The following is a 20,825-nucleotide window of genomic DNA, read 5'->3' as shown; positions in this document are numbered from 1 at the left end:
AGCCTGTCATCTTGCTATCATAGCGCAATAGACGTTATGTGTTATCCGCCAATAGGTTTTCATGATCCAATTTTCTGATTTATCTCTCATGCGTGGCAGCAAAATATTGCTACACGAAACCAATGCCGTAGTGTATCCGGGCCACAAGGCCGGATTAATCGGTGCCAACGGGTGTGGCAAATCTAGCCTGTTTGCTTTGATCCGCAATGAATTACATCCCGAACACGGGGAGTGTACTATTCCCAAAGGTTGGCAAGTGGTGTCGGTTGCCCAGGAAACGCCGGCGGTGCAGCGCAGCGCTATTGATTACGTGATAGACGGCGACACGCGTTATCGTACCTTGCAAAATACCTTGCGCGAAGCTGAAACGGCGCATAAAGGTGAACAAATCGCTGTTCTGCATGGGCAACTGGAACAGGCCGGAGCCTACGACATTGAAGCGCGTGCTGCGACTATATTGGCGGGGCTGGGATTTGCTAGCGATACTATCAATAAAAAAGTGACCGAGTTTTCCGGTGGCTGGCGAATGCGCCTGAATTTAGCCCAGGCCTTATTATGTCGCTCGGATTTGTTGTTACTCGATGAGCCCACTAACCACTTGGATCTGGATGCGGTTATTTGGCTGGAAAAATGGTTGCAACGTTATACGGGAACCTTGATGTTAATTTCCCACGACAAGTCATTTCTCGATAGCACAGTCAACGAAATCATCAGTGTAGAACAACAACAATTGGTCAGTTACCGGGGTAACTATGATGCTTTTGAAAAGCAACGGGCTGAACGTATTCGCTTGCAAGGGCTGCAATTTGAAAAACAACAAGACAAAATTGCCCACCTCGAATCTTTTATCAACCGTTTTGGGGCAAAGGCAAGCAAAGCAAAACAGGCGCAAAGTCGAGTCAAGCAGCTGGCCAAAATGGAAACCCTGTTGCCTGCTCTGGCGGAGTCGAATTTTACCTTTGAATTTTTTAGCCCTCCTAAGCTACCCAATCCCTTAGTAAAAATAGAAAAGGTTCAAGTGGGTTACGATTCCACTATCATACTGGAACACTTGCATCTTAATCTGGTGCCAGGAAGCCGTATAGGTTTACTGGGACGCAACGGTGCCGGTAAATCCACCCTTATCAAATTGTTGGCTGGGGAAAAGCAGCCTATGCACGGCTTATATGAAACATCAGCTGGTTTGCGGATTGGTTATTTCGCCCAGCATCAACTGGAATATTTGCGCGGTGAGGAGTCGGCGGTCGCCCACATTCAACGTCTGGATCCAAAGGCCACTGAGCAAAGTTTACGGGATTTTCTGGGCGGTTTTGGTTTTCGTGGTGATGAAGCATTCAGCAAGGTTGCGCCTATGTCCGGTGGTGAAAAAGCTCGTTTGGTGCTCGCTTTGACCGTATATCAAAAACCCAATTTGTTATTACTGGATGAGCCCACCAACCATCTGGATTTAGACATGCGCCATGCCTTGAATATAGCCCTGCAGGGTTTCGAAGGCGCCATGGTGCTGGTTTCCCATGACAGGTTTTTACTGTCTTCGGTATGCGATGATTTTTACCTGGTGGACAATCGCCAAGTCACTATGTTTGATGGTGATCTCGATGATTATCGCGACTGGTTACTTAAATCTGACAGCGGTGCAAACAGCGCTGAAAACAAAGAGCCTAAAATTGATCGGAAAAACCTGAAACGTTTGGAAGCCGAATTTAGGCAGGCGACTCAACCTTTACGTAAACAATTGACTAAACAAGAAAAAAGTATGTCTGAGTTGCAAAATAAATTGCAAGTTCTGGAACAGCAAATGGCTGATCCCGATCTCTATAACGCTGAGAATAAAGGCAAACTTAAGCAACTGCTGACCGAGCAGGCAGAATATAAATCCCGCTTGAGTGAGACCGAAATGAATTGGCTGGAAACACAAGAGGAATTGGAAGAACGCCAAGCAGTCTTTGAACAGGCCAGCTCAATTTAGCACGGCTAATACTTCGACTCAGTTAATAGATGAGGTCAAGCACACAACACGTCTGGAGCAGCTGATATCAGTCGTTCCAGTAGCGACGTGGATGCGACTGAATATGCCAGCCTGTTGCGCTAAACTGCATTTTCTAAGGCTCAAATTTTATATCGTGAACACTTTAAAAACACTCTGCTAGGCGCATTTTGGTCGAGATTAAACCTACAGTAAGAAGTTAAAAAATACTAAGACTTACATGTTCATAGGCTCTTGATATACTGTATTGCTTTTATAAATACGTAAACAGTCAATTTCGTACATGTGCCAACAGCTGCCTTTAAATAATCCGTCTGAATTTTCGCTCTTACTAGGTGCAGCGCAAAGACATGGCGTGATAGCAACCAGTGCCTTTGTTCCGCCCTGGTGGGCGAGCAATCGTCATATACAGACTATCTGGCCCAGGTTTATGCAAAAGCGGGTGAAAGTAGCCTGGCAGACGCAGCGCCTAACTTTACCTGATGGTGATTTTGTTAATTTAGCCTGGGCAGGAGACAGACATAACCCCTCTGCTTACAAAGGATTAGTGATCATTTTTCATGGATTGGAAGGCTCCAGTAAGTCACATTATGCTAACGATATGGCGGCCAATTTATGCCAGCAACAATATCTAGTGGTGCTGATGCATTTTCGCGGGTGCGGCGGACAACATAATACCTTGCCCAGAGCCTATCATTCAGGCGAAACCGAAGACGCTTGGTTTTTATTGAATAACTTGCAGCAGCAGTTTCCAGGCATACACAAAATCGCCATGGGTTTTTCCCTCGGGGCCAATATGCTATTAAAACTGCTAGGGGAGCGCACCGAGCAAGAAATACTCCAGGGCGCTATTGCCATCTCTCCACCGTTTAAGCTTCAGCAGTGTTCTCTGAGTATCAATCAGGGGATTTCCCGTATGTATCAGTCTTATTTACTCAAAAGCATGGTCAACAATTTGGTTACTAAGATGGGTTTGATTGATTATGACGGCCACCTGGCAATCGATCCTGTTAATGCCCGCAAACTTAAAAGTTTTCGCGAGTTTGACCAATATGTCACGGCGCCCCTGCACGGTTTTGACAGTGCTGAGGATTATTATCAAAAATGCAGTTCCATCGGTTTTATGAAGAGCATCGCCACCCCTACTTTAATTCTGCACGCCAAAGATGATCCCTTTATGAATGAAAACGTTCTGCCCCAGCAGAGCGACTTATCCTCCAGTGTGCGTCTGGAACTTAGCGCCAAGGGCGGTCATGTGGGGTTTATGCAGGGCACGCCCTGGGCACCTGAAATCTGGTTGCACCACAGAGTAAACCAATTTATCGACCAGACACTAGGCAGGTCACCAGATAATAACAGTGAGACAAAATGATCGTACCAATAAGTGAGATTGAACTAGAAACTTTGTATACGTTAGTTGAAGGCTTTGTATTGCGCGAGGGTACCGAGTATGGAGAAGTGGATTGCAGTCTGGAAGAAAAGGTGCAACAAGTACTGGAGCAACTAAAAAATGGTGAAGCCTTAGTGGTGTATTCCGAGTTGCACGAAACTGTCAATATCATCCCCAAAGGACAGCTAGAGCTGACCGATGAAGAGGGTGCTTAGAGTTGAGCAAATACCAGATTGAATGAAACGGGCACGCTTAACCCTATGCTAGATAGGCCAGCGATCTGTTGCAACAACTCGAGCCCAGATCCTAATCCATAATCAGCCGCAGCGATTAAAATCGGTTTGGTGCTGGTGGCAGTAAAGTTACCATCACTACTTTTGGTAATCTGCACTGAAATGTTAATGGGTTTTTCAGTTGACATGATTTTTAGCATGGCAGGCAATTCGAAAGTTGCCGTGTGGCCTGCTTTAAGGGCAAGTACATCATTGGTTAATGTGGCAGTTAACCTTGCTGTAGGAAACTTATCAACTAAAAACAGTTTTTCGCTCATACGGGTGTTGCGAATAGCCACCCCGGTTTCTACCGAAGCTAATTCTATGTCAATTGTTAACTCACCCTGCTCATTCAGTTCCCCACTTAGTTGGGAAAAGTGATGAATTTCACTGACGTTAATATTTTTGGTAGAAATAAAATTCAGAGTTGAATCCTTGTTGACTAACCGCCAATCGGCGTTAGCCGTGGTGCAAAAAAGCAGACTAACCAGAGCAAAGATCTTGCTACTACAGGCAGGAAAATCCTTCATTTTTGTTCTCCAATTTGATATTTAACAATGCTTGGCCAATCCACGCGTTGGTCACCCATCACGATAAAATCCGGATTATTGAGTGAATTTCGTTCATTGTAACTTAAGGGGGAAAAGTCATGGGCCAGTATTTTACCGCCTGCCTCTGTCACTATGCATTGTGAAGCACCTGTGTCCCATTCTCCTGTGATCCCGATGCGTAAAAATACATCGGCTTTACCCTCAGCGATAAAGCAGGATTTGAGGGAGCAACTGCCCGTTGGGTAAGTCTGATAGGTACGATGTTCACTCATACTGAGCATCACTTTTTCCCGGGCCTGACGGCGGCTAACGGCAATCATCACCACGCCGGCTTCCACGTCATCGAAACTACGTACGAATATTTGTTTATTCTCGGCGCGGCTTTCTTTGAACGCTCCATGGCCTTTGGCCGCCCAATAGAGCGTTTCTCCCGGTGGCCAATATATAACCCCTAACACCGGCTCATTGTTTTCCACCAGGGCAATGTTCACGGCAAAATCCCCACTACGGGCGATAAATTCCTGAGTACCATCTATGGGATCGATCAACCAATAGCGTTGCCAGTCTTTGCGCTGGGTCAAATTACCATTTTCAGATTCCTCTGACATAATAGGAATGTCAGGGGTTTCACGTTTTAGGATGTCCAAAATGATCTCGTTGGCTTTGTAGTCAGCTGATGTGACAGGCGAATCATCGGCTTTGTGATAACTGGTGAAATCACCACTATCATAAATTTGCATGACTACTCGTCCCGCTTCACGCGCAGCGCGTTTTGCAATTTCCAGTAAGGTTATTATTTCTTCGGTTGGCATTTTTGCCCCCTTAACCATCTTTGTGCCAAAAATAGTGCTGCAATGCAGCGCGCTTCGATAAAATCTGCCCGAGCGAGCAATTCGTCCATATTATTGATCGACCAAGGAATGACATCCAAAGGCTCAGGCTCGTCACCCGGGAGTCTCTTCTCATACAAGTCTTGGGCAATAAATATATCCATTTGAGCATCAAAAAAAGCCGGCGCCATGCTGACGTTATGCAGTGGATACAGATAATTGGCGCCATAACCTACTTCTTCCTTGAGTTCCCTATTGGCCGCCTCGACAGGCCGCTCACCGGGATCGATCAGGCCTTTTGGGAACCCAAGCTGATAAGAATGGGTACCTGCGGCGTACTCTCTGACCAGTAAAAACTCATGTTGATTAATAAAAGGCACGATCATCACAGCACCACGGCCGCTGCCAGCCATACGCTCGAAGGTGCGTAATGCACCATTGGAAAACTCAAGGCTCACCTGCTCCACTTTAAACAAGCCGCTTTTTGCGACCACCTGGCGGTTATGAATTTGTGGCAATGCTTTGTGGGGATCTATTTTGCTCATCTACTTATCACGTTATCATAGCGTCACTGATTGTATCAATGAGACGTAAACTGCTTAGCAATCAATACGTCGAATATAACTCTTATATGAAGGACATGCCACTTGCCTGATTTACTCTGGAAGCAAATTCAAACCGTACTGCTGGACATGGACGGTACCTTGCTGGATTTACATTTTGATAACTATTTTTGGTCACATCACCTTCCGGCCAAATTGGCCGCTAAGCGTGGTACTAGCATAACTGATGCCAAAAATTATATGAATAGCGAATATAACAAAGTTGCCGGTACGCTCAGTTGGTATTGTTTGGATTTTTGGACGGAAAAATTACAGCTGGATATTGTGCAAGCTAAACGTGAAATTGAGCACCTGATCCGTATGCGGGATGATGCGATCCCCTTTATGGATGCGTTAAAGGCCTCAAACAGGCAGGTTATTTTGCTTACTAACGCCCATCCACAAAGCTTGTCGTTAAAAGTCGAGCATACCCAACTCGATACCCACATCGATCAACTAATCTCCACACATGAATTTGGTGTGACTAAAGAATCACAACTTTTATGGCAAAAATTGCAACAACGCCTAGGCTTTAACTCGGCCAGCACCTTATTTGTGGATGATAGTCTGGCTATCTTGCAATCTGCTAAAACCTTTGGCATAGGACATTTACTGGCGGTGGCAAACCCAGATAGCAAACAACCAGCACGTTTGATAAATGAGTTTCCCGTCGTGCAAGATTACCGATATTTGCTTGAAAATATAATCAATAACCCTTTTGTTGGCTGATAAGGGTTTTAATTAAGCTTCAAGCGTTTCATCTTATGAAGGTTAGCCCTATAATTCTATTCAATTTTTAATCACTGACAACAGGTCCTAGTTTATGAGTCTTAACAGCGTTCCCGCAGGTAATAACTTGCCAGAAGAAATTAATGTGATCATTGAGATCCCAGCCCACTCCGATCCAGTTAAATATGAAGTGGATAAAGATTCGGGTGCGATTTTCGTAGACCGTTTTATGGCTACCTGCATGCATTACCCCACTAACTATGGTTATGTTCCCAATACATTGTCCGAAGACGGTGATCCAGCCGATGTATTGGTTATGACGCCGTTCCCGTTATTAGCCGGTTCAGTGATTAAATGTCGACCCGTTGGTGTATTAAAGATGACCGACGAATCAGGCACCGATGCCAAAATTCTGGCCGTGCCTGTGGATAAATTAACCAGCATCTACCGCGGTATCAAAGATATTGACGAGGTGGACGAACTAACCCGTAATCAGATTGAACATTTTTTCTCGCATTATAAAGATTTAGAGCCCAATAAATGGGTGAAAATCGACGGTTGGGAAGACGCTGCAGCCGCCAGAGTTGAACTGACTGAAAGCGTTGAGCGTTATAAAAACGAAGGCTAGTTTATCCATGAGGCAGCTTAGCTGTCTCTAGCCTGTTTACCAGCTGACTAATGTCAGCTTTTTTATTTGTGCAATGCTTGGGCTGTGAGACACTAGCCAGCCAACCCCAAATTGATTTCTCAACGTGATTAAATTGTCAGTTATTCGCACCAGTCCGCAGTTGCTGTTACTGGCGATGGCTTTTGTGATGCCCTTGGTATTTTCTGTTTGGAATGCTCTGCTGAACAACTTTGTGGTAGAGCAGGCAAATTTTGATGGTGCGCAAATTGGCCTATTGCAAAGTTTGCGCGAGGTACCGGGGTTTTTGGCCTTTACTGCAATATTTCTGCTACTAGTATTAAAGGAACAAACCCTGGCTTTAGTCTCCCTGGCGTTGATGTGTATCGGGGTGGCTATAACGGGTTGGTTACCTTTTGCCCTTGGGCTTTATTGCACCACCGTTTTGATGTCCATTGGTTTTCATTATTTTGAAACCATCAATCAGTCATTGACTTTGCAATGGTTGGCGAAAGATAAAGCCGCGCATTTTATGGGTAAACAACTGGCGGTGAAAAGTTTGGCGTCGTTGTTAGCTTACGGTGTTATTTGGCTGTTGATGGAATGGGCCGGGGTCAGCTACCTCAGCATGTATATGTTAGCTGGCGGGGTGGGTTTGATATTGGTACTTGGAATTTGGGCCATTTTTGATAACCTTCCCCAGGTCTCGGTACAGCATAAACATATGGTGCTGCGAAAGCGTTACTGGTTGTATTATTCGCTGGTGTTTTTTAGTGGAGCCAGGCGGCAAATTTTCATGGTTTTCGCCTCGTTTATGATGGTCGAAAAATTTTCCTATTCCGTAGGTGATGTTAGCCTGTTGTTTATGTTGAATTATGTATTTAACCTGTTTTTTGCTTCACGCATTGGTCGCTGGATCCACAAAGTTGGCGAGCGCAGGGCACTATGTTTTGAATATTTGGGGCTGATCATTGTTTTTGTGAGTTACGCACTGGTAGAAAACAGCCAGATAGCCGCGGGATTGTATGTGCTTGACCATTTATTTTTCGCCATGGCAATTGCACTTAAAACGTATTTACAAAAAATTGCTGATCACCGGGATATCGCCTCTACTGCGGGCGTGAGTTTTACCATCAATCACATTGCCGCAGTGGTGATCCCAGCACTACTTGGCATAGTATGGTTAACCTCACCGAGTTTGGTTTTTTATATAGGTGCCAGCTTTGCGTTATGCTCCCTTACACTGGCGATTAATATTCCTTTATCTCCTGGTCCGGGTAATGAAGTGAGATTTAACCTGATGCACTGGGCCAACTTACCCTATGTTGACACTGCAATGTCAAAGGAATAAAAATGAAGTTACTGTTAATCTTGTGTGCTCTCATGTCTGGCGGGGTATACGCCAATCCCATGGAGTTATTTTGGGAAGACATGATCCCCAAAAACTACATTGCGCCTCAGGCCGAGCTCAATCATGAGGGGACTATGATGCAACAAGGACTGGATGCACCTGTGGTACAAGAGCTCGATGGTAAGCTGGTAAAGATCCCGGGATTTGTAGTGCCGCTGGAAGGAGACAGCGAAATGACCACTGAATTTTTATTGGTTCCTTATTTTGGGGCTTGTATCCACGTGCCACCGCCCCCCGCCAATCAGATCGTTTATGTGAAATTTGCCAGAGGCGTGCCGATAGATAACCTATACGACGCAGTATGGGTCACAGGTACCTTGGCAACACAAGTGTGGCAAGGTGATTTGGCGACGGTTGGATATACCTTGCAAGGTATTAGTTTAAGCCCTTTTGATGGTTAAATTCGACAAACGAGCCAAACCTAACCCAGCAAGCCAACCTTATGTTCACTGTATTTGATAGCTATTTTTCGCTCGCATACGATGTCTCTGATTCCATGATCAATAATACTGCGGATTTTGCGAAATTAGGTGCCAGCATGAACAAGATTTTGGCTAAGCAGCTAGGGCTATAAGCTTCTGTAGTGGTGGCAGATGAAGTTTGCGCCCTCGTCTCTCGCAGGCACCCATCCACAGAACAAATTTAAAACATCATAGAACTATTGCAAAATGCAATGCGTTCTGCGGTATTTATTATGTCTAAGGGGAATTATCCCCAGGAGCCTGATTACAGACGGCCGCCTTGGTTGCTAGCCGGTATAAATTTGGTTGGCTTGATTAAACAGTACCCAAGACGTCAGGATATACTTGTCGTTTGATACGGGGATATTGCCCCGGTGGGTATGCGTGAAATAGGCTGGGGCGATCACCATGCTGCCTTGTTTAGGCTTAATTATCCTATTCTGGTAAAAAAACTCCGTTTCGCCCCCTTCTTGTACATCATTTAGATAAAACATGAACAACAATATCCTATGCAGTGCATCGTTATTGCCGGCTTGGGGGTACACCTCTGAATGCCAGTAGGGGTACCCCCCCATACCTTGATCATATTTTTGTGCGTTTATATCGCCTATCCTGAACAAGTAAGCAACGAGATTGGCCAGGTTGGGCAGCCCAATTTCGGCGAAATTATCCTGGGTTAATTTAACCGGCTCGCCGCTTTGGGGGTGCTGCACCGTGAGGCCAATAGGGCCAATCAAGGCAAAAAAATACTCGCTAAAATAATCAAACAGACGTTGGGATATTAAAGGTAACAATGCATGATACGGTTGTTTGAATTCCGGATGACGGGCCACAGACACATCCTGGCTGCGTTTTTTGTCCGTATCCACGCCGCCCCCGGTGCGACCAACCTGCTTGTGCTGGCTCTGTTCAAACTGGCTAATGAACTGCTGGCACAACTGGGGGCTGAGGACGTTTTCGTAGACTTGGATAAACGTCTCTGTTGGTTGCATTTAGTCCTCTGGCGCCTGGTGGGTGCTCAAAATATCCCGTACTTCAGGGCTGATCTTTTGTGATTTTTGCTGCTTATAATCAAAACTGACCATAGTCGTTGCGCCCGTCGCGCACATTTTTTGCTGTTGCCAGAGCTCTTGATACACATCAAATGAGCTGCTACCTAAACGGCTGATATAGGTTCGTACTTCAACGGCCTGCCCATAAAAAATTTGTTGCAGGAAGTCCACTTTGTAACTTGCCAGAATTAACGGCCAGTTTTGCAAATCAAGTTGTGGGCTAAAAATTTTGAAAATAGGCTCCCGGGCCATTTCAAACCAGCCCACTAACACAGTATTACTCACATGGGCCAAAGCGTCAGTTTCATAAAAACGGACTTTAAACTCTTCCCGAAACATTACTTGGGCTCCTGATTAGCCAGCGCCAACAGCGGCTTAAGGAAATGTGCAGTATGGGACATTTCTACCTGGCAAACGTCTTCTGGGGTACCTTGGGCGATAATTTGTCCGCCACCTGAGCCGCCTTCAGGACCTAAATCAATGATCCAGTCGGCGGTTTTTATCACGTCCAGATTATGTTCGATAACCACAACTGTATTTCCGTGATCCCTTAGCCTGTGCAGCACATTTAACAGCTGCTTGATATCATGGAAATGCAGCCCTGTAGTAGGTTCGTCCAAAATATACAGGGTTTGGCCGGTGTCTCTTTTGGAAAGCTCCTTAGCCAGTTTAACCCGCTGGGCTTCCCCGCCGGAAAGGGTGGTGGCAGCCTGACCTAGTCGCACGTATGACAAACCTACATCCATCAAGGTTTGCAACTTGCGGGCAATGGCCGGAATAACATCGAAAAATACCCGGGCGTCTTCCACTGTCATGTCCAGCACCTGGTGAATATTTAGGCCTTTATATTGAATTTCCAGGGTTTCACGGTTATATCGTTTGCCTTTACACACATCACATGGCACGTAAACATCGGGTAAAAAGTGCATTTCGACCTTAATCATCCCGTCACCCTGACACGCTTCACAGCGCCCTCCTTTGACGTTGAAACTAAAGCGGCCGGGTTTATACCCCCTAGAACGTGATTCCTGGGTACCAGCAAATAATTCTCGAACCGGGGTGAAAATACCCGCGTAGGTAGCGGGGTTGGAGCGGGGAGTCCGTCCTATAGGGCTTTGATCGATATCCACTACTTTATCCAGCATTTCCATGCCGGTGATGGATTTATAAGGTGCCGGTTCCCCCGTCGTCGCACCATTTAACTCGCGGTGGGCGATGCGATAAAAAGTATCGTTAATTAAGGTGGATTTTCCTGAGCCTGAGACGCCGGTTACACAGGTCATCAAACCAAACGGGATCCTTAAGGTCACGTCCTGTAGGTTATTACCCGTGGCACCTACCATCTCGACCCATTTTTCTTGATCGATAGGGGTACGTACTGGTGGAATTTCTATCCTTTCTTTGCCCGAAAGATATTTTCCGGTAAGCGAACGTTCACTATTTTTGATGTCTTCAATTGTGCCCTGGGCCACAATTTCACCGCCATGCACCCCTGCACCAGGGCCGATGTCGAGCACAAAATCTGCAGCGCGGATGGCATCTTCGTCATGTTCTACCACTATGACGGTATTGCCCAGGTCCCGTAAGTGCACCAGGGTCGTTAACAACCTGGCGTTGTCCCGTTGATGCAAACCAATCGAAGGCTCATCGAGCACATACATAACGCCCACCAAACCCGCACCTATTTGGCTGGCGAGTCTGATACGCTGGGCCTCACCGCCTGATAATGTGTCGGCGCTGCGGGATAAAGACAAATAATTCAGACCCACATTCACCAGGAAATTCAAGCGGTCGTTGATTTCCTTAAATATTTTTTCGGCGATTTTTTCGCGTTTGCCGGTCAGTTCCACTTCCGCAAAAAAACTAAGGGCATCGGCGATTGACATGCTGGTAATCGTGGGTAGCGGCGTTTCGCCAATAAACACATTACGGGCTTCCAGGCGCAGCCGGGTTCCGCCACAGCTGGTGCATGGTTGTTGACTGAGGTATTTGGCAAGTTCATCACGCACCGCATTGGATTCGGTTTCGCGATAGCGGCGCTCCATATTAGGAATGATGCCCTCAAACGGATGTTTGCGCTCCATGATATCGCCACGATCATTAATATATTTAAAGGTCAGGGATGTGCCTTTACTGCCGTTCAGTACCCAATCTTTGGCGTCGTCTGCCAGCTCAGCATAAGGCTTGGCCAAATCAAAACCATAGTGGTCCGCTACGGCTTGTAACATTTGAAAATAGTAGTAGCTGCGTTTGTCCCAACCGCGGATAGCCCCGCCGGCCAGACTTAATTCGTCATTTAAAATAATACGTTGGGGATCAAAAAACTGCCGGGTGCCTAAACCATCACACGTCTGGCAGGCTCCTGCGGGGTTATTAAAGGAAAACAGTCTGGGCTCCAGCTCCGCCATACTATAACCACAATGGGGGCAGGCAAAGTTAGATGAAAACACGATTTCGCTTTTTTCTGGCTCGTCCATATAAGCGATTTTTGCCGTCCCGCCGGATAAGTTCAGGGCGGTTTCAAATGATTCAGCCAGGCGCAGTTTTAAGTCATCTCGTACTTTAAAGCGGTCGACTACCACTTCGATACGGTGTTTTTTATGCAGATCCAGTTCAGGGGGATCGGATAGGTCACAGACTTCACCGTCAATTCGAGCCCGAATAAAGCCCTGAGCCGCAAGGTTCTCCAGGGTTTTTAAATGCTCACCTTTGCGATCCTGGATTACCGGAGCCAGTAACATCAGTTTTTCGTCTCCGGGCATCGCCAGTACCCGGTCTACCATTTGGCTGACCGTTTGTGCATCCAGTGGTACGTGGTGATCCGGGCAACGAGGCTCACCCACCCGGGCATAAAGTAAACGCAGGTAATCGTAGATTTCGGTTATGGTGCCCACAGTAGAGCGTGGATTGTGGGAGGTGGATTTCTGCTCGATGGAAATTGCCGGTGACAAGCCCTCGATGTGATCCACATCCGGCTTTTCCATCATAGATAAAAATTGTCGGGCATAGGCAGACAAGGATTCAACGTAACGGCGTTGCCCTTCGGCATAAAGAGTATCGAATGCAAGAGAAGATTTACCTGAACCAGACAAACCTGTAATAACCGTCAGTTTGTCGCGGGGAATATCCAGGTCGATATTCTTCAGGTTGTGCGTGCGTGCTCCACGTACTGATATTTTATCCATTATTAGCCATTGTCTACCGCAAAAGAGGAAGTATTACATACTCTGAATAAGAGCTCTATGTGCATCACTAATTATCCTGTACTTCGCGAGCAAATTTGTGGTGGGTATCTGATGTGTTTGCACACTCGTTCGGCATCCTTTATGACGACCAAAACTATGTTAAACTGCCGCGCCATTTGCTCATAATACAGTGTTATCGATCTTGAACCGAACTGAAATTCGGGCCGCGTTGGCCCTGGCTGCTGTTTTTGTGCTCCGTATGCTGGGGCTCTTTATGGTCATGCCCGTATTGGCCATTCTTGCGATGGACTATGCAGACTATTCTGCCCTCATGCTCGGCTTGGCCATAGGCGGCTACGGGCTTACCCAAGCTTTGCTGCAGATCCCCATGGGCGTGCTGTCTGACAAGATCGGTCGTAAACCGGTAATTATTGGTGGGCTGTTGATGTTTGCCTTAGGTAGCGGCGTAGCCGCTTTGGCCGATGATATGTTGTGGATAGTGATTGGCCGTTTTTTACAAGGGGCCGGAGCCATTGCCGGGGCTATTATGGCCCTGGCAGGTGATGTCAGCCGGGATGAGCAACGCAGCACAGTAATGGCAATAATCGGCATCGCTATTGGTTTTTCTTTTTATATCGCCTTGCTCATTGGTCCCATCATTGCTGAACATTTTGGCTTAAGTGGTATTTTTGCCATTACCGGCGTTCTGGCCGTGTTATGTATTCCGCTGATTGTTTGGGTGGTGCCCAGTGCAGTTAATATTGCGCCCAAGGGCGATACCTTGCCAGTTCTGACCGATGTGAAAGTGTTGTTTTTTCATGCCCAATTACGCCGCTTAAATATTAGTGTGCTGTTACTGCACATGATGATCACCTTACTCTTTGTACAGATGCCAACCATGCTCAGTGGATTGGGCTGGGAGCTAGCCAGCCACTGGAAAGTATACTTACCTGTGCTCAGTGCTTCCATATTAGGTTTGATCGTTTTGATGGCGCTGGCTAAAAAGCGCAACCAGGCGGTAGTGATCAAATTATGTATCTTGTTATTAGTGGTGGTTTTTATTGGTTTATCTTTTGGGCATAGGACTATGCCCAGTTTAATGGCCTTAAGCTGGTTGTTTTTTACCGCCTTTAATTACCTGGAAGCAAATTTTCCTGCCTTGGTTTCCAGTATCGCACCAGCAGGTAAAAAGGGTTCGGCGATGGGTATTTATACCAGTTTTCAGTTTTTTGGCGCTTTTTTAGGCGGCATGCTGTCCGGGCTAACCAGTCAGTTTCTCGGTACCGGCTGGGTATTTGTGTTAGCGGCCGGGGTCTGCGTAATATGGCTGTGGATTGTGCGAGGATTAGATGGCACACCGGGTTTAAAACGTTATACACTTAAGGCCAAGATGGATGCGCAGTCAGCAGAAACTATTGGTCAACATCTGGCCGAGCTTCAAGGTGTGGTCGACATCACAGTCGTACCCGATGAAGGTGTGGTATATATAAAAGCTGATGACAGACAATTTGAGCTGAATAAAGCTAGGCAAGTGCTCAATTTAGATTAAGAATTTAGGAGGTAATATGGCGAGTAAAGGTGTAAATAAAGTAATTTTGGTGGGTAACTTAGGTCAAGATCCTGAAGTGCGCTACATGCCTAATGGCAATGCAGTCGCCAATTTAAGTATAGCCACCAGTGAAAGCTGGAAAGATCAGCAAGGGCAAATGCAAGAACGCACCGAGTGGCACCGTATTACCATGTATCGCCGTTTAGCCGAAGTGGCCGGTGAATATTTACGTAAAGGGTCGCAAATTTACGTTGAAGGTAAATTGCAAACCCGTAAATGGCAAGATCAGCAGGGCCAAGATAAATACACCACTGAAATCATTTGCGATCAAATGCAAATGTTAGGTGGCAAGGGCGGTCAATCTGAAGGTGGATTCCAGGGGCAGTCGCGCCAGGCGCCACAACAAAACAAGCCAGCTAATAATCAAGGTGGTCAGCAAGCGCCTTATCAACAGGCGCCTAATCAGGGTTCTTCTAACCAAGGTTCACCTAACCAAGGTTCATCCAACCAGGGTTCATCCAACCAGGGTTCATCCAACCAGGGTTTTAATCAGGCTCCTCAAGGGCAAAACAAACCGGCACCTATGGCCGAACCTGACTTTGATTTTGACGACGATATTCCATTCTAGCTTACGTATAAGCTGAAAGTGTAAAGTTTAAAGCCAAAACCAAGCCAGCATTTTTGCTGGCTTTCTTCTATTTATCGATTGGTAACGAGCTAACAGTTTAGAACTGTTGTTTTGCCATGTTAATAACGTGCACTTGGGTGTATTCCTGCAGGCCTTCTTGTGCAAATTCGACTCCAATGCCTGATTCTTTTGCACCGCCAAAAGGTACGGTTGGACCAAATGCTAAGTGTTGATTGATCCAAGTGGTACCGCACTCAAGTTGCATAGCTACTTCATGGGCTTTATCTAAATCGTTAGACCAAACAGAACCCCCCAAGCCATATACTGAATTATTGGCTCGCGTTATCGCTTCTGCAATGGTGCGGTATTTCAGCACGGGCAATATCGGGCCAAACGGCTCTTCGTCTACTACCTTACAGCCATCGTCAATATCTCGCACAATTGTAGGTCGAATAAAGAAGCCCGGTTGATTTAGAACCTCACCCCCTGCTGCTATGGTGCCATTTTCTCTGGCATCGGCCAGGTACTCCTGAACTTTGTTGAATTGTATTTCATTTTGAATAGGACCGAAGGTGACACCGTCATCTAAACCGTTACCCACCACCGCGTTGTTCGCCAGCGTGGCGAGCTCGCTGACTACGGCATCGTATATGTCCTCATGTACATAAAGACGTTTTAGGGCGATACAGACTTGTCCGTTGTTCATAAAAGCGGTGGCGAATAGAGCGGGTGCTATTTTCTTTGGATCCACATCAGGCAGAACTATGCCAGCGTCATTTCCACCCAGCTCTAACGTCAGGCGCTTAAGCGTGGCAGAGGACGCGGCCATGATTTTTTTACCTGTGGGTGTTGAGCCAGTAAATGCGATCTTTGCTACATCAGGGTGAGCGCTTAGAATGTGGCCTAAATCGTTGTTATCAGTGATTATATTTACCACACCTGCAGGGAAAATCTGTTGACATATTTCTGATAATTTAAGCACACATAGTGGGGTAGTGGCAGGTGGTTTCAAGATAAAGGTATTGCCCGCCAATACTGCTGGCGCCAGCTTAAAACAAGCAATCATGAGCGGAAAGTTCCAAGGTACAACGCCAGCTACCACGCCTAACGGTTTACGATGCAGTTCAATTTTGCAGGTTTCATCGTCTTGAAATATCTCGACGGGCAGTTCACTCTGGGCGAAGTAACGAATAAAGGCGCAACTGTAAGCTACTTCAGCGGTTGATTCTGCCAGCGGTTTACCTTGTTCTTGGGTCAATAACTCGGCGAATTCTGTGCTTCTTAGTTCAAGCGCATCGGCCAGTTTGGCGAGGGTGTCGCGCCGGGTTTGCATATCGACTTTTTGCCAAGAAGGAAAGGCTGCTTTGGCCGCAGCTATTGCTTGTTCAAATTGGCTTTCATCGGCACTGGTGATCCGTTGAAAGACTTTCCCCGTCGCAGGATTGATGACTTCAAGAGTGCGGTTACCTTGCACTAATTCGCCATTGATGAGCATTGAAAATGGATGCATACGTTATCCTCTGTTGGTTGATGTGGTTTGTGAAATTTCAATTTCCATGACTTCACGCATTTTAAATTTCTGTACTTTGCCGGTCACTGTTAGCGGAAACTCTTCAACAAAGCGGATGTATTTTGGAATTTTGAAATGCGCAATTTGGTTTTTACAGTAACTGACAATCTCTTCGTGGCAGCTTGTATTGCCTGGCTTCAAACATATCCACGCACATACTTCCTCACCGTAATCTTTACTAGTGACACCAAATACCTGAATATCTTGGATGGCTGGATGAGTGTATAAAAATTCTTCAATTTCTTTGGGGTATATATTCTCGCCTCCGCGAATTATCATGTCTTTGCTGCGACCTACTATGGTTACATAACCGTCTTCATCCATGATCCCAATATCACCAGAATGCAGCCAGCCTCCTGCATCTATGGTTTCTTTGGTGCGTTGTTCATCATTCCAATAACCACGCATGACAGAGTAACCACGAGTACAAACTTCGCCGCGCTCGCCGGTTGGCACCACCCTGTCATGTTCATCTGTTAATTTAACCTCAATGCGAGGCATCGCCCTACCCACGGTTTCAACCCGTTTTTGTAACGGATCATCCGGCAGAGTTAAGTGGTTTAGTGGGCTCAGTTCGGTTTGTCCGTAGCCAATTAGCACGTGCTCCATATGCATTTCATTGATAACGCGTTTCATCACCTGAGCTGGGCATAGGGAGCCGGCCATAATGCCAGTGCGTAAACTAGAGAGATCAAACTCCTTGAACTGGGGATGATCAAGTTCAGCGATGAACATGGTGGGCACACCGTGGAGCGCGGTACAGCGCTCTTTTTCAACCACCCGTAATGTGCTAAGCGGTTCAAATGCATCGTTGGGATAAACCATGGTTGCGCCGTGGGCGATACAACTTAGATTGCCCAGCACCATGCCGAAACAGTGATAGAGTGGCACCGGAATGCACACTCTATCTTGAGTGGTCAATTGCATGCCTTTACCGGCCATAAAACCATTATTTAAAATATTACAATGCGTAAGTGTTGCGCCCTTTGGCTGTCCAGTGGTACCACTGGTGAACTGAATATTGATGGGATCGTCTGGCAGCAGGCGATTTGCTATGTCAGCCAAAGCCGCCTGCTCATGAGTCGTGCCCATTTGCGTTATCTGGGCATAATTGAACAAGCCCGGTATTTGTTTTCCTCCCATTTTGATAACACAACGTAAATGGGGCAGCGTGGGTGAAAGTAACTTACCCGGCTGCGATTGAGGCAGCTCGGGTATCAGCTGCTCTAGGATATCGGGATAACAACTGCTCTTGAATTGCTCAGCACATATTATGGCTTTACACTCAACCTTGTTCAGGGCGTATTCGAGCTCCCGCAGGCGATAAGCCGGGTTAATGCAAACCAATATCGCGCCAATTTTTGCAGTGGCCAGTTGGGTGACTGTCCATTCGAAAGAGTTGGGCCCCCATATCCCCACGCGCTCGCCAGTATTGATACCCAGTGCCAGTAGTCCACAAGCCAGTTCGTCCACTTTCTCTTTTAGTTGGGCATAGGTCCAACGAATGTCCTGATGATCGACGACTAAAGCTTCGTTACTCCCATGTAACTGGCAAATATGATCAAAATAATCCCCTATTGTTTGGTAAATCAATTGCGAATCGGCCTTGCCGCAGATATAGCTTTGTTTAAGTCCCATAAGCATTTCCTAATCTATTAATTTGTTGGTCATTCAAAATGGTATGTCGCACTGAGCCCCCACCATCTTGGTTTGCCGTAGTAATTTTCTACCATTCCGAACCCACCTGCATCAGGCGCACCAGCTAAGTCAAAGGCCATGACCCGATATTCTTTGTCGAGCAAATTATCGACAAAACCAGCGAATAACCATTTGCCGTCATCTGAGGTGTAGGAAATTCGGGCGTTAAATAGTGCGTAACTACTTTGTTCACCTACTGGCGAGTTTTTCAATTGGAAAAAGTGCTCGCTCATATAAACAAAATCTATTTGCGCGGCTAATTCCCCATCGGCTACTTGCCAGCCGTAGCGAGCTAAACCGTTGATATTCCAATCTGGGGTAACTACCGCCCGGCGATCGAGCAGTTCGCCATTGGGCAGTTGATAGGCATCTTTGACATTGTTGTCTATGTAACTGACACCAAGGAGTAGGTCGAGGTAATCGATGGGATTTGCAGTGATTTCAAGTTCAGCGCCTTTGACACTGGCGTCGGTATTAAAGACAAAAGTGGTTAGCCCTTCTAAACGAAACGCCTGATAATCCTTATAGTCATAATAATAAACCGCGCCGTTGACGCGTGTTTTAGGGCTGAGTTGATGTTTCACCCCAAATTCATAGGCATGCAGGGTTTCTTTATCAAACTTCATTTCTTCTGGGCCACCGGTTTGCGGGTTGCCATCTAAAAAATCACTGATATCAAGGGGGGCATTGTAACCACCACTTTTAATACCGCGGTTGTAGCTCAAATACACTAAAGTGTCTTGATTGGGGCTAAAATCGACTTCTGCTTTAGCCGTAACGTAATCATCATCAGTAGTGGCAAAATCAAAGGTATCATCGTTAAACACAAACAATGGGCCGCCAAAGCCAAACGGGTCGGGGTCAACAATATTAGCGGCTGAAGGGTTAAGACCTTGGGCGGTTTCCACATAATTTTGAGAATAATCCATCGATTTTTCTTCGTTTGCCCAGCGTAGGCCGCCAATAAGTGTCCATTGTTTATTTACGTCATATTCCAATTGCGCAAAAACAGAATAGGTCTCGGTGGTGGTGTCAAACGGTGTCCAAATAGTGATTGGCCCGCCGGTAACAGTGCCGGTACCGGCACCTTCTCCGACTAGTTGATCAACAAAGCCGCGTACCTGACCGCCATTGGCAAATGTGCCGTCTATATCAAGATAGTACAAACCAGCCACCCAGCGGCTGCTATCAGATTGGCCGTTTAAGCGCAGCTCTTGTGAAAATTGGTCCACGTCAGATTGCAGGAAAAAGTTGTAATAGTCCTGTGGAGAGGCATCTGAGTCCTCGATATAATCTTTTTCAAGCCCCCAAAAGTCAGTAATAGCCGTGAGTAATATGTCGCCAAACTCCCACTGCAGGTTGCTGGTAATGCCCTGGCTTTGAACTTTATTAAAACCGATTTTGTCGTATGAGCCTGTAAAGACACCATTGTCTGGTTCTTCATAGGCGGAAGTCGTGAGGTTTGGACCGTCGAAGTGTTCACCTAAGCCGGTCGAGGGGTTAAGTCTGGCACTGGAATGTTCAAAAAAACCAGTGTCGATATCTTGTTCACCGCGCCGGGCACTAATTAACCATTCAAGGTCGTCTGTGACGTCAAGTAAAAATTGCAGACGAGCAGCCCAGTCGTCGCCATTGTTAAGGTCATTGCCTAGGGTATTGTTCACGTATGGATCATGATTGTTGGTGGTGAATGAGAAGCGAGAGGAGAGTTTGTCAGTTAAGGCACCGCCTACGGCGCCTTCGGTGAGAATTTGGTTATAACTACCGAACGTGAGTTTACCGTATCCTTCGAAGGTGTCAGTAGGCTTGCGAGAGATGTAATGCACCAAGCCTCCAGTGGCATTTCGCCCAAACAGAGTGCCTTGAGGTCCTTTTAAAATTTCTACCCTTTCGATGTCGAATAGCTGAAAGCCCGCTCCTGAGGATGCACTGATATAAGCTTCATCAAGATAAACAGCTACCGGAGATTCTTGATGATCACCAGAAAAATCGTTCTGCGCTACCCCTCTGATATTAATGTAAAACGCGGACGGTCCATTTGGCTGTATGGCTGTTACACCGGGTGCCATGGCGGTCACTTCTTGGGCGTTATCATAGCCTAGGGCCTCAATTTGATCGCCACTGAAGGCGGTAATTGAAATCCCCACGTCTTGGACACTCTGGGTGCGTTTATTTGCTGTGACCTCAATGACTTCGAGTACGTCAGCATAGGAACTGAGACTAGATAGACCGAGCAACACTGCTCCCGAGATGATTGAATAATTTAGTGTTTTCATGATGTCTCC

18 protein-coding genes are annotated in these 20,825 nt (G+C 46.4%); 9 read left to right on the top strand and 9 right to left on the bottom strand.

The genetic code is table 11. The features are described 5' to 3' along the window. Positions 1-61 precede the first annotated feature (61 nt). The 3 genes from AC3RV5_RS22910 to AC3RV5_RS22900 all read left to right on the top strand — a co-directional run bounded on the left by AC3RV5_RS22910 (position 62) and on the right by AC3RV5_RS22900 (position 3,592). Positions 62-1,969 carry an ATP-binding cassette domain-containing protein gene (locus AC3RV5_RS22910; protein ID WP_489729870.1) on the top strand — a complete coding sequence of 636 codons (1,908 nt, stop codon included), beginning with the start codon at positions 62-64 and terminating at the stop codon, positions 1,967-1,969. 301 nt (positions 1,970-2,270) lie between these two features. After that, complete coding sequence (locus tag AC3RV5_RS22905) at positions 2,271-3,359, top strand: hydrolase (protein ID WP_489729869.1); 1,089 nt, start codon at positions 2,271-2,273, stop codon at positions 3,357-3,359. After that, positions 3,356-3,592: a YheU family protein gene (locus AC3RV5_RS22900; RefSeq protein ID WP_489729868.1), complete on the top strand. Its 237-nt coding sequence runs from the start codon at positions 3,356-3,358 to the stop codon at positions 3,590-3,592. Before AC3RV5_RS22905 ends, AC3RV5_RS22900 begins: the two co-directional genes overlap by 4 nt. Here AC3RV5_RS22900 and AC3RV5_RS22895 read toward each other — a convergent pair. From AC3RV5_RS22895 to nudE, 3 genes are read right to left on the bottom strand one after another with little or no spacing between them, the layout of a single operon-like run. Next, positions 3,589-4,179 carry a YceI family protein gene (locus AC3RV5_RS22895; RefSeq protein WP_489729867.1) on the bottom strand — a complete coding sequence of 197 codons (591 nt, stop codon included), beginning with the start codon at positions 4,177-4,179 and terminating at the stop codon, positions 3,589-3,591. The two genes, AC3RV5_RS22900 and AC3RV5_RS22895, sit on opposite strands and share 4 nt — an antisense overlap. Then, positions 4,176-5,012: a 3'(2'),5'-bisphosphate nucleotidase CysQ gene (cysQ, locus tag AC3RV5_RS22890; protein ID WP_489729866.1), complete on the bottom strand. Its 837-nt coding sequence runs from the start codon at positions 5,010-5,012 to the stop codon at positions 4,176-4,178. Before cysQ ends, AC3RV5_RS22895 begins: the two co-directional genes overlap by 4 nt. Beyond that, the gene (nudE, locus tag AC3RV5_RS22885; RefSeq protein WP_489729865.1) at positions 4,994-5,575 is read right to left on the bottom strand and encodes an ADP compounds hydrolase NudE; all 582 of its coding nucleotides are present in this window, start codon (positions 5,573-5,575) and stop codon (positions 4,994-4,996) included. Before nudE ends, cysQ begins: the two co-directional genes overlap by 19 nt. 102 nt (positions 5,576-5,677) lie before the next feature. Here nudE and yrfG point away from each other — a divergent pair, with 102 nt between their 5' ends. From yrfG to AC3RV5_RS22865, 4 genes are all read left to right on the top strand, one after another. Continuing rightward, positions 5,678-6,361: a GMP/IMP nucleotidase gene (gene yrfG, locus AC3RV5_RS22880; protein ID WP_489729864.1), complete on the top strand. Its 684-nt coding sequence runs from the start codon at positions 5,678-5,680 to the stop codon at positions 6,359-6,361. Between the two features lie 94 nt (positions 6,362-6,455). Continuing rightward, a complete protein-coding gene (gene ppa, locus AC3RV5_RS22875; RefSeq protein WP_489729863.1) occupies positions 6,456-6,989 on the top strand; it encodes an inorganic diphosphatase in 534 nt (177 codons plus the stop codon). A 175-nt stretch (positions 6,990-7,164) separates the two neighbouring features. After that, entirely contained in the window at positions 7,165-8,337 is a 1,173-nt protein-coding gene (locus AC3RV5_RS22870; RefSeq protein WP_489732238.1) for an MFS transporter, read from the top strand. A 2-nt stretch (positions 8,338-8,339) separates the two neighbouring features. Further along, positions 8,340-8,798 carry a DUF3299 domain-containing protein gene (locus AC3RV5_RS22865; protein ID WP_489729862.1) on the top strand — a complete coding sequence of 153 codons (459 nt, stop codon included), beginning with the start codon at positions 8,340-8,342 and terminating at the stop codon, positions 8,796-8,798. A gap of 347 nt (positions 8,799-9,145) precedes the next feature. Here AC3RV5_RS22865 and AC3RV5_RS22860 read toward each other — a convergent pair whose 3' ends face one another. From AC3RV5_RS22860 to uvrA, 3 genes are read right to left on the bottom strand one after another with little or no spacing between them, the layout of a single operon-like run. Then, the gene (locus tag AC3RV5_RS22860; protein WP_489729861.1) at positions 9,146-9,850 is read right to left on the bottom strand and encodes a 2OG-Fe(II) oxygenase; all 705 of its coding nucleotides are present in this window, start codon (positions 9,848-9,850) and stop codon (positions 9,146-9,148) included. After that, positions 9,851-10,249: an acyl-CoA thioesterase gene (locus tag AC3RV5_RS22855; RefSeq protein WP_489729860.1), complete on the bottom strand. Its 399-nt coding sequence runs from the start codon at positions 10,247-10,249 to the stop codon at positions 9,851-9,853. Further along, positions 10,249-13,095, bottom strand: coding sequence for an excinuclease ABC subunit UvrA (uvrA, locus tag AC3RV5_RS22850; RefSeq protein WP_489729859.1), 2,847 nt, complete (start codon positions 13,093-13,095; stop codon positions 10,249-10,251). The genes AC3RV5_RS22855 and uvrA overlap by 1 nt, the downstream gene beginning before the upstream one ends. 202 nt (positions 13,096-13,297) lie before the next feature. Between uvrA and AC3RV5_RS22845 the strand changes: the two genes are divergently transcribed. After that, positions 13,298-14,644 (top strand): MFS transporter, encoded by a 1,347-nt coding sequence (locus tag AC3RV5_RS22845; RefSeq protein ID WP_489729858.1) that lies wholly within the window; start codon positions 13,298-13,300, stop codon positions 14,642-14,644. Positions 14,645-14,660: 16 nt separating this feature from the next. Beyond that, on the top strand, positions 14,661-15,272 hold the full coding sequence (locus tag AC3RV5_RS22840) for a single-stranded DNA-binding protein (protein WP_489729857.1): 612 nt from the start codon (positions 14,661-14,663) through the stop codon (positions 15,270-15,272). A gap of 97 nt (positions 15,273-15,369) precedes the next feature. Here the strand turns inward: AC3RV5_RS22840 and AC3RV5_RS22835 are convergent, their stop codons facing one another. The 3 genes from AC3RV5_RS22835 to AC3RV5_RS22825 are packed head-to-tail and all read right to left on the bottom strand — an operon-like array spanning position 15,370 to position 20,816. Beyond that, the gene (locus AC3RV5_RS22835; protein ID WP_489729856.1) at positions 15,370-16,782 is read right to left on the bottom strand and encodes an aldehyde dehydrogenase family protein; all 1,413 of its coding nucleotides are present in this window, start codon (positions 16,780-16,782) and stop codon (positions 15,370-15,372) included. Positions 16,783-16,785: 3 nt separating this feature from the next. Continuing rightward, positions 16,786-18,480 carry an AMP-binding protein gene (locus AC3RV5_RS22830; RefSeq protein ID WP_489729855.1) on the bottom strand — a complete coding sequence of 565 codons (1,695 nt, stop codon included), beginning with the start codon at positions 18,478-18,480 and terminating at the stop codon, positions 16,786-16,788. A gap of 29 nt (positions 18,481-18,509) precedes the next feature. Continuing rightward, a complete protein-coding gene (locus AC3RV5_RS22825) occupies positions 18,510-20,816 on the bottom strand; it encodes a TonB-dependent receptor (RefSeq protein WP_489729854.1) in 2,307 nt (768 codons plus the stop codon). Positions 20,817-20,825: the final 9 nt, after the last annotated feature.

The sequence above is a fragment of the Paraglaciecola sp. IT1134 genome, assembly GCF_058068185.1.
Note: the sequence above shows the minus strand (reverse complement) of the source record. Positions and strands in the feature narration are given on the sequence as shown.

Coding starts and splice junctions, on each gene's coding strand:
- AC3RV5_RS22910 (WP_489729870.1), top strand. CDS start 62: ATGATCCAATTTTCTGATTTATCTCTCATGCGTGGCAGCAAAATATTG.
- AC3RV5_RS22905 (WP_489729869.1), top strand. CDS start 2,271: ATGTGCCAACAGCTGCCTTTAAATAATCCGTCTGAATTTTCGCTCTTA.
- AC3RV5_RS22900 (WP_489729868.1), top strand. CDS start 3,356: ATGATCGTACCAATAAGTGAGATTGAACTAGAAACTTTGTATACGTTA.
- AC3RV5_RS22895 (WP_489729867.1), bottom strand. CDS start 4,179: ATGAAGGATTTTCCTGCCTGTAGTAGCAAGATCTTTGCTCTGGTTAGT.
- cysQ (WP_489729866.1), bottom strand. CDS start 5,012: ATGCCAACCGAAGAAATAATAACCTTACTGGAAATTGCAAAACGCGCT.
- nudE (WP_489729865.1), bottom strand. CDS start 5,575: ATGAGCAAAATAGATCCCCACAAAGCATTGCCACAAATTCATAACCGC.
- ppa (WP_489729863.1), top strand. CDS start 6,456: ATGAGTCTTAACAGCGTTCCCGCAGGTAATAACTTGCCAGAAGAAATT.
- AC3RV5_RS22870 (WP_489732238.1), top strand. CDS start 7,165: ATGGCTTTTGTGATGCCCTTGGTATTTTCTGTTTGGAATGCTCTGCTG.
- AC3RV5_RS22865 (WP_489729862.1), top strand. CDS start 8,340: ATGAAGTTACTGTTAATCTTGTGTGCTCTCATGTCTGGCGGGGTATAC.
- AC3RV5_RS22860 (WP_489729861.1), bottom strand. CDS start 9,850: ATGCAACCAACAGAGACGTTTATCCAAGTCTACGAAAACGTCCTCAGC.
- AC3RV5_RS22855 (WP_489729860.1), bottom strand. CDS start 10,249: ATGTTTCGGGAAGAGTTTAAAGTCCGTTTTTATGAAACTGACGCTTTG.
- uvrA (WP_489729859.1), bottom strand. CDS start 13,095: ATGGATAAAATATCAGTACGTGGAGCACGCACGCACAACCTGAAGAAT.
- AC3RV5_RS22840 (WP_489729857.1), top strand. CDS start 14,661: ATGGCGAGTAAAGGTGTAAATAAAGTAATTTTGGTGGGTAACTTAGGT.
- AC3RV5_RS22835 (WP_489729856.1), bottom strand. CDS start 16,782: ATGCATCCATTTTCAATGCTCATCAATGGCGAATTAGTGCAAGGTAAC.
- AC3RV5_RS22830 (WP_489729855.1), bottom strand. CDS start 18,480: ATGGGACTTAAACAAAGCTATATCTGCGGCAAGGCCGATTCGCAATTG.
- AC3RV5_RS22825 (WP_489729854.1), bottom strand. CDS start 20,816: ATGAAAACACTAAATTATTCAATCATCTCGGGAGCAGTGTTGCTCGGT.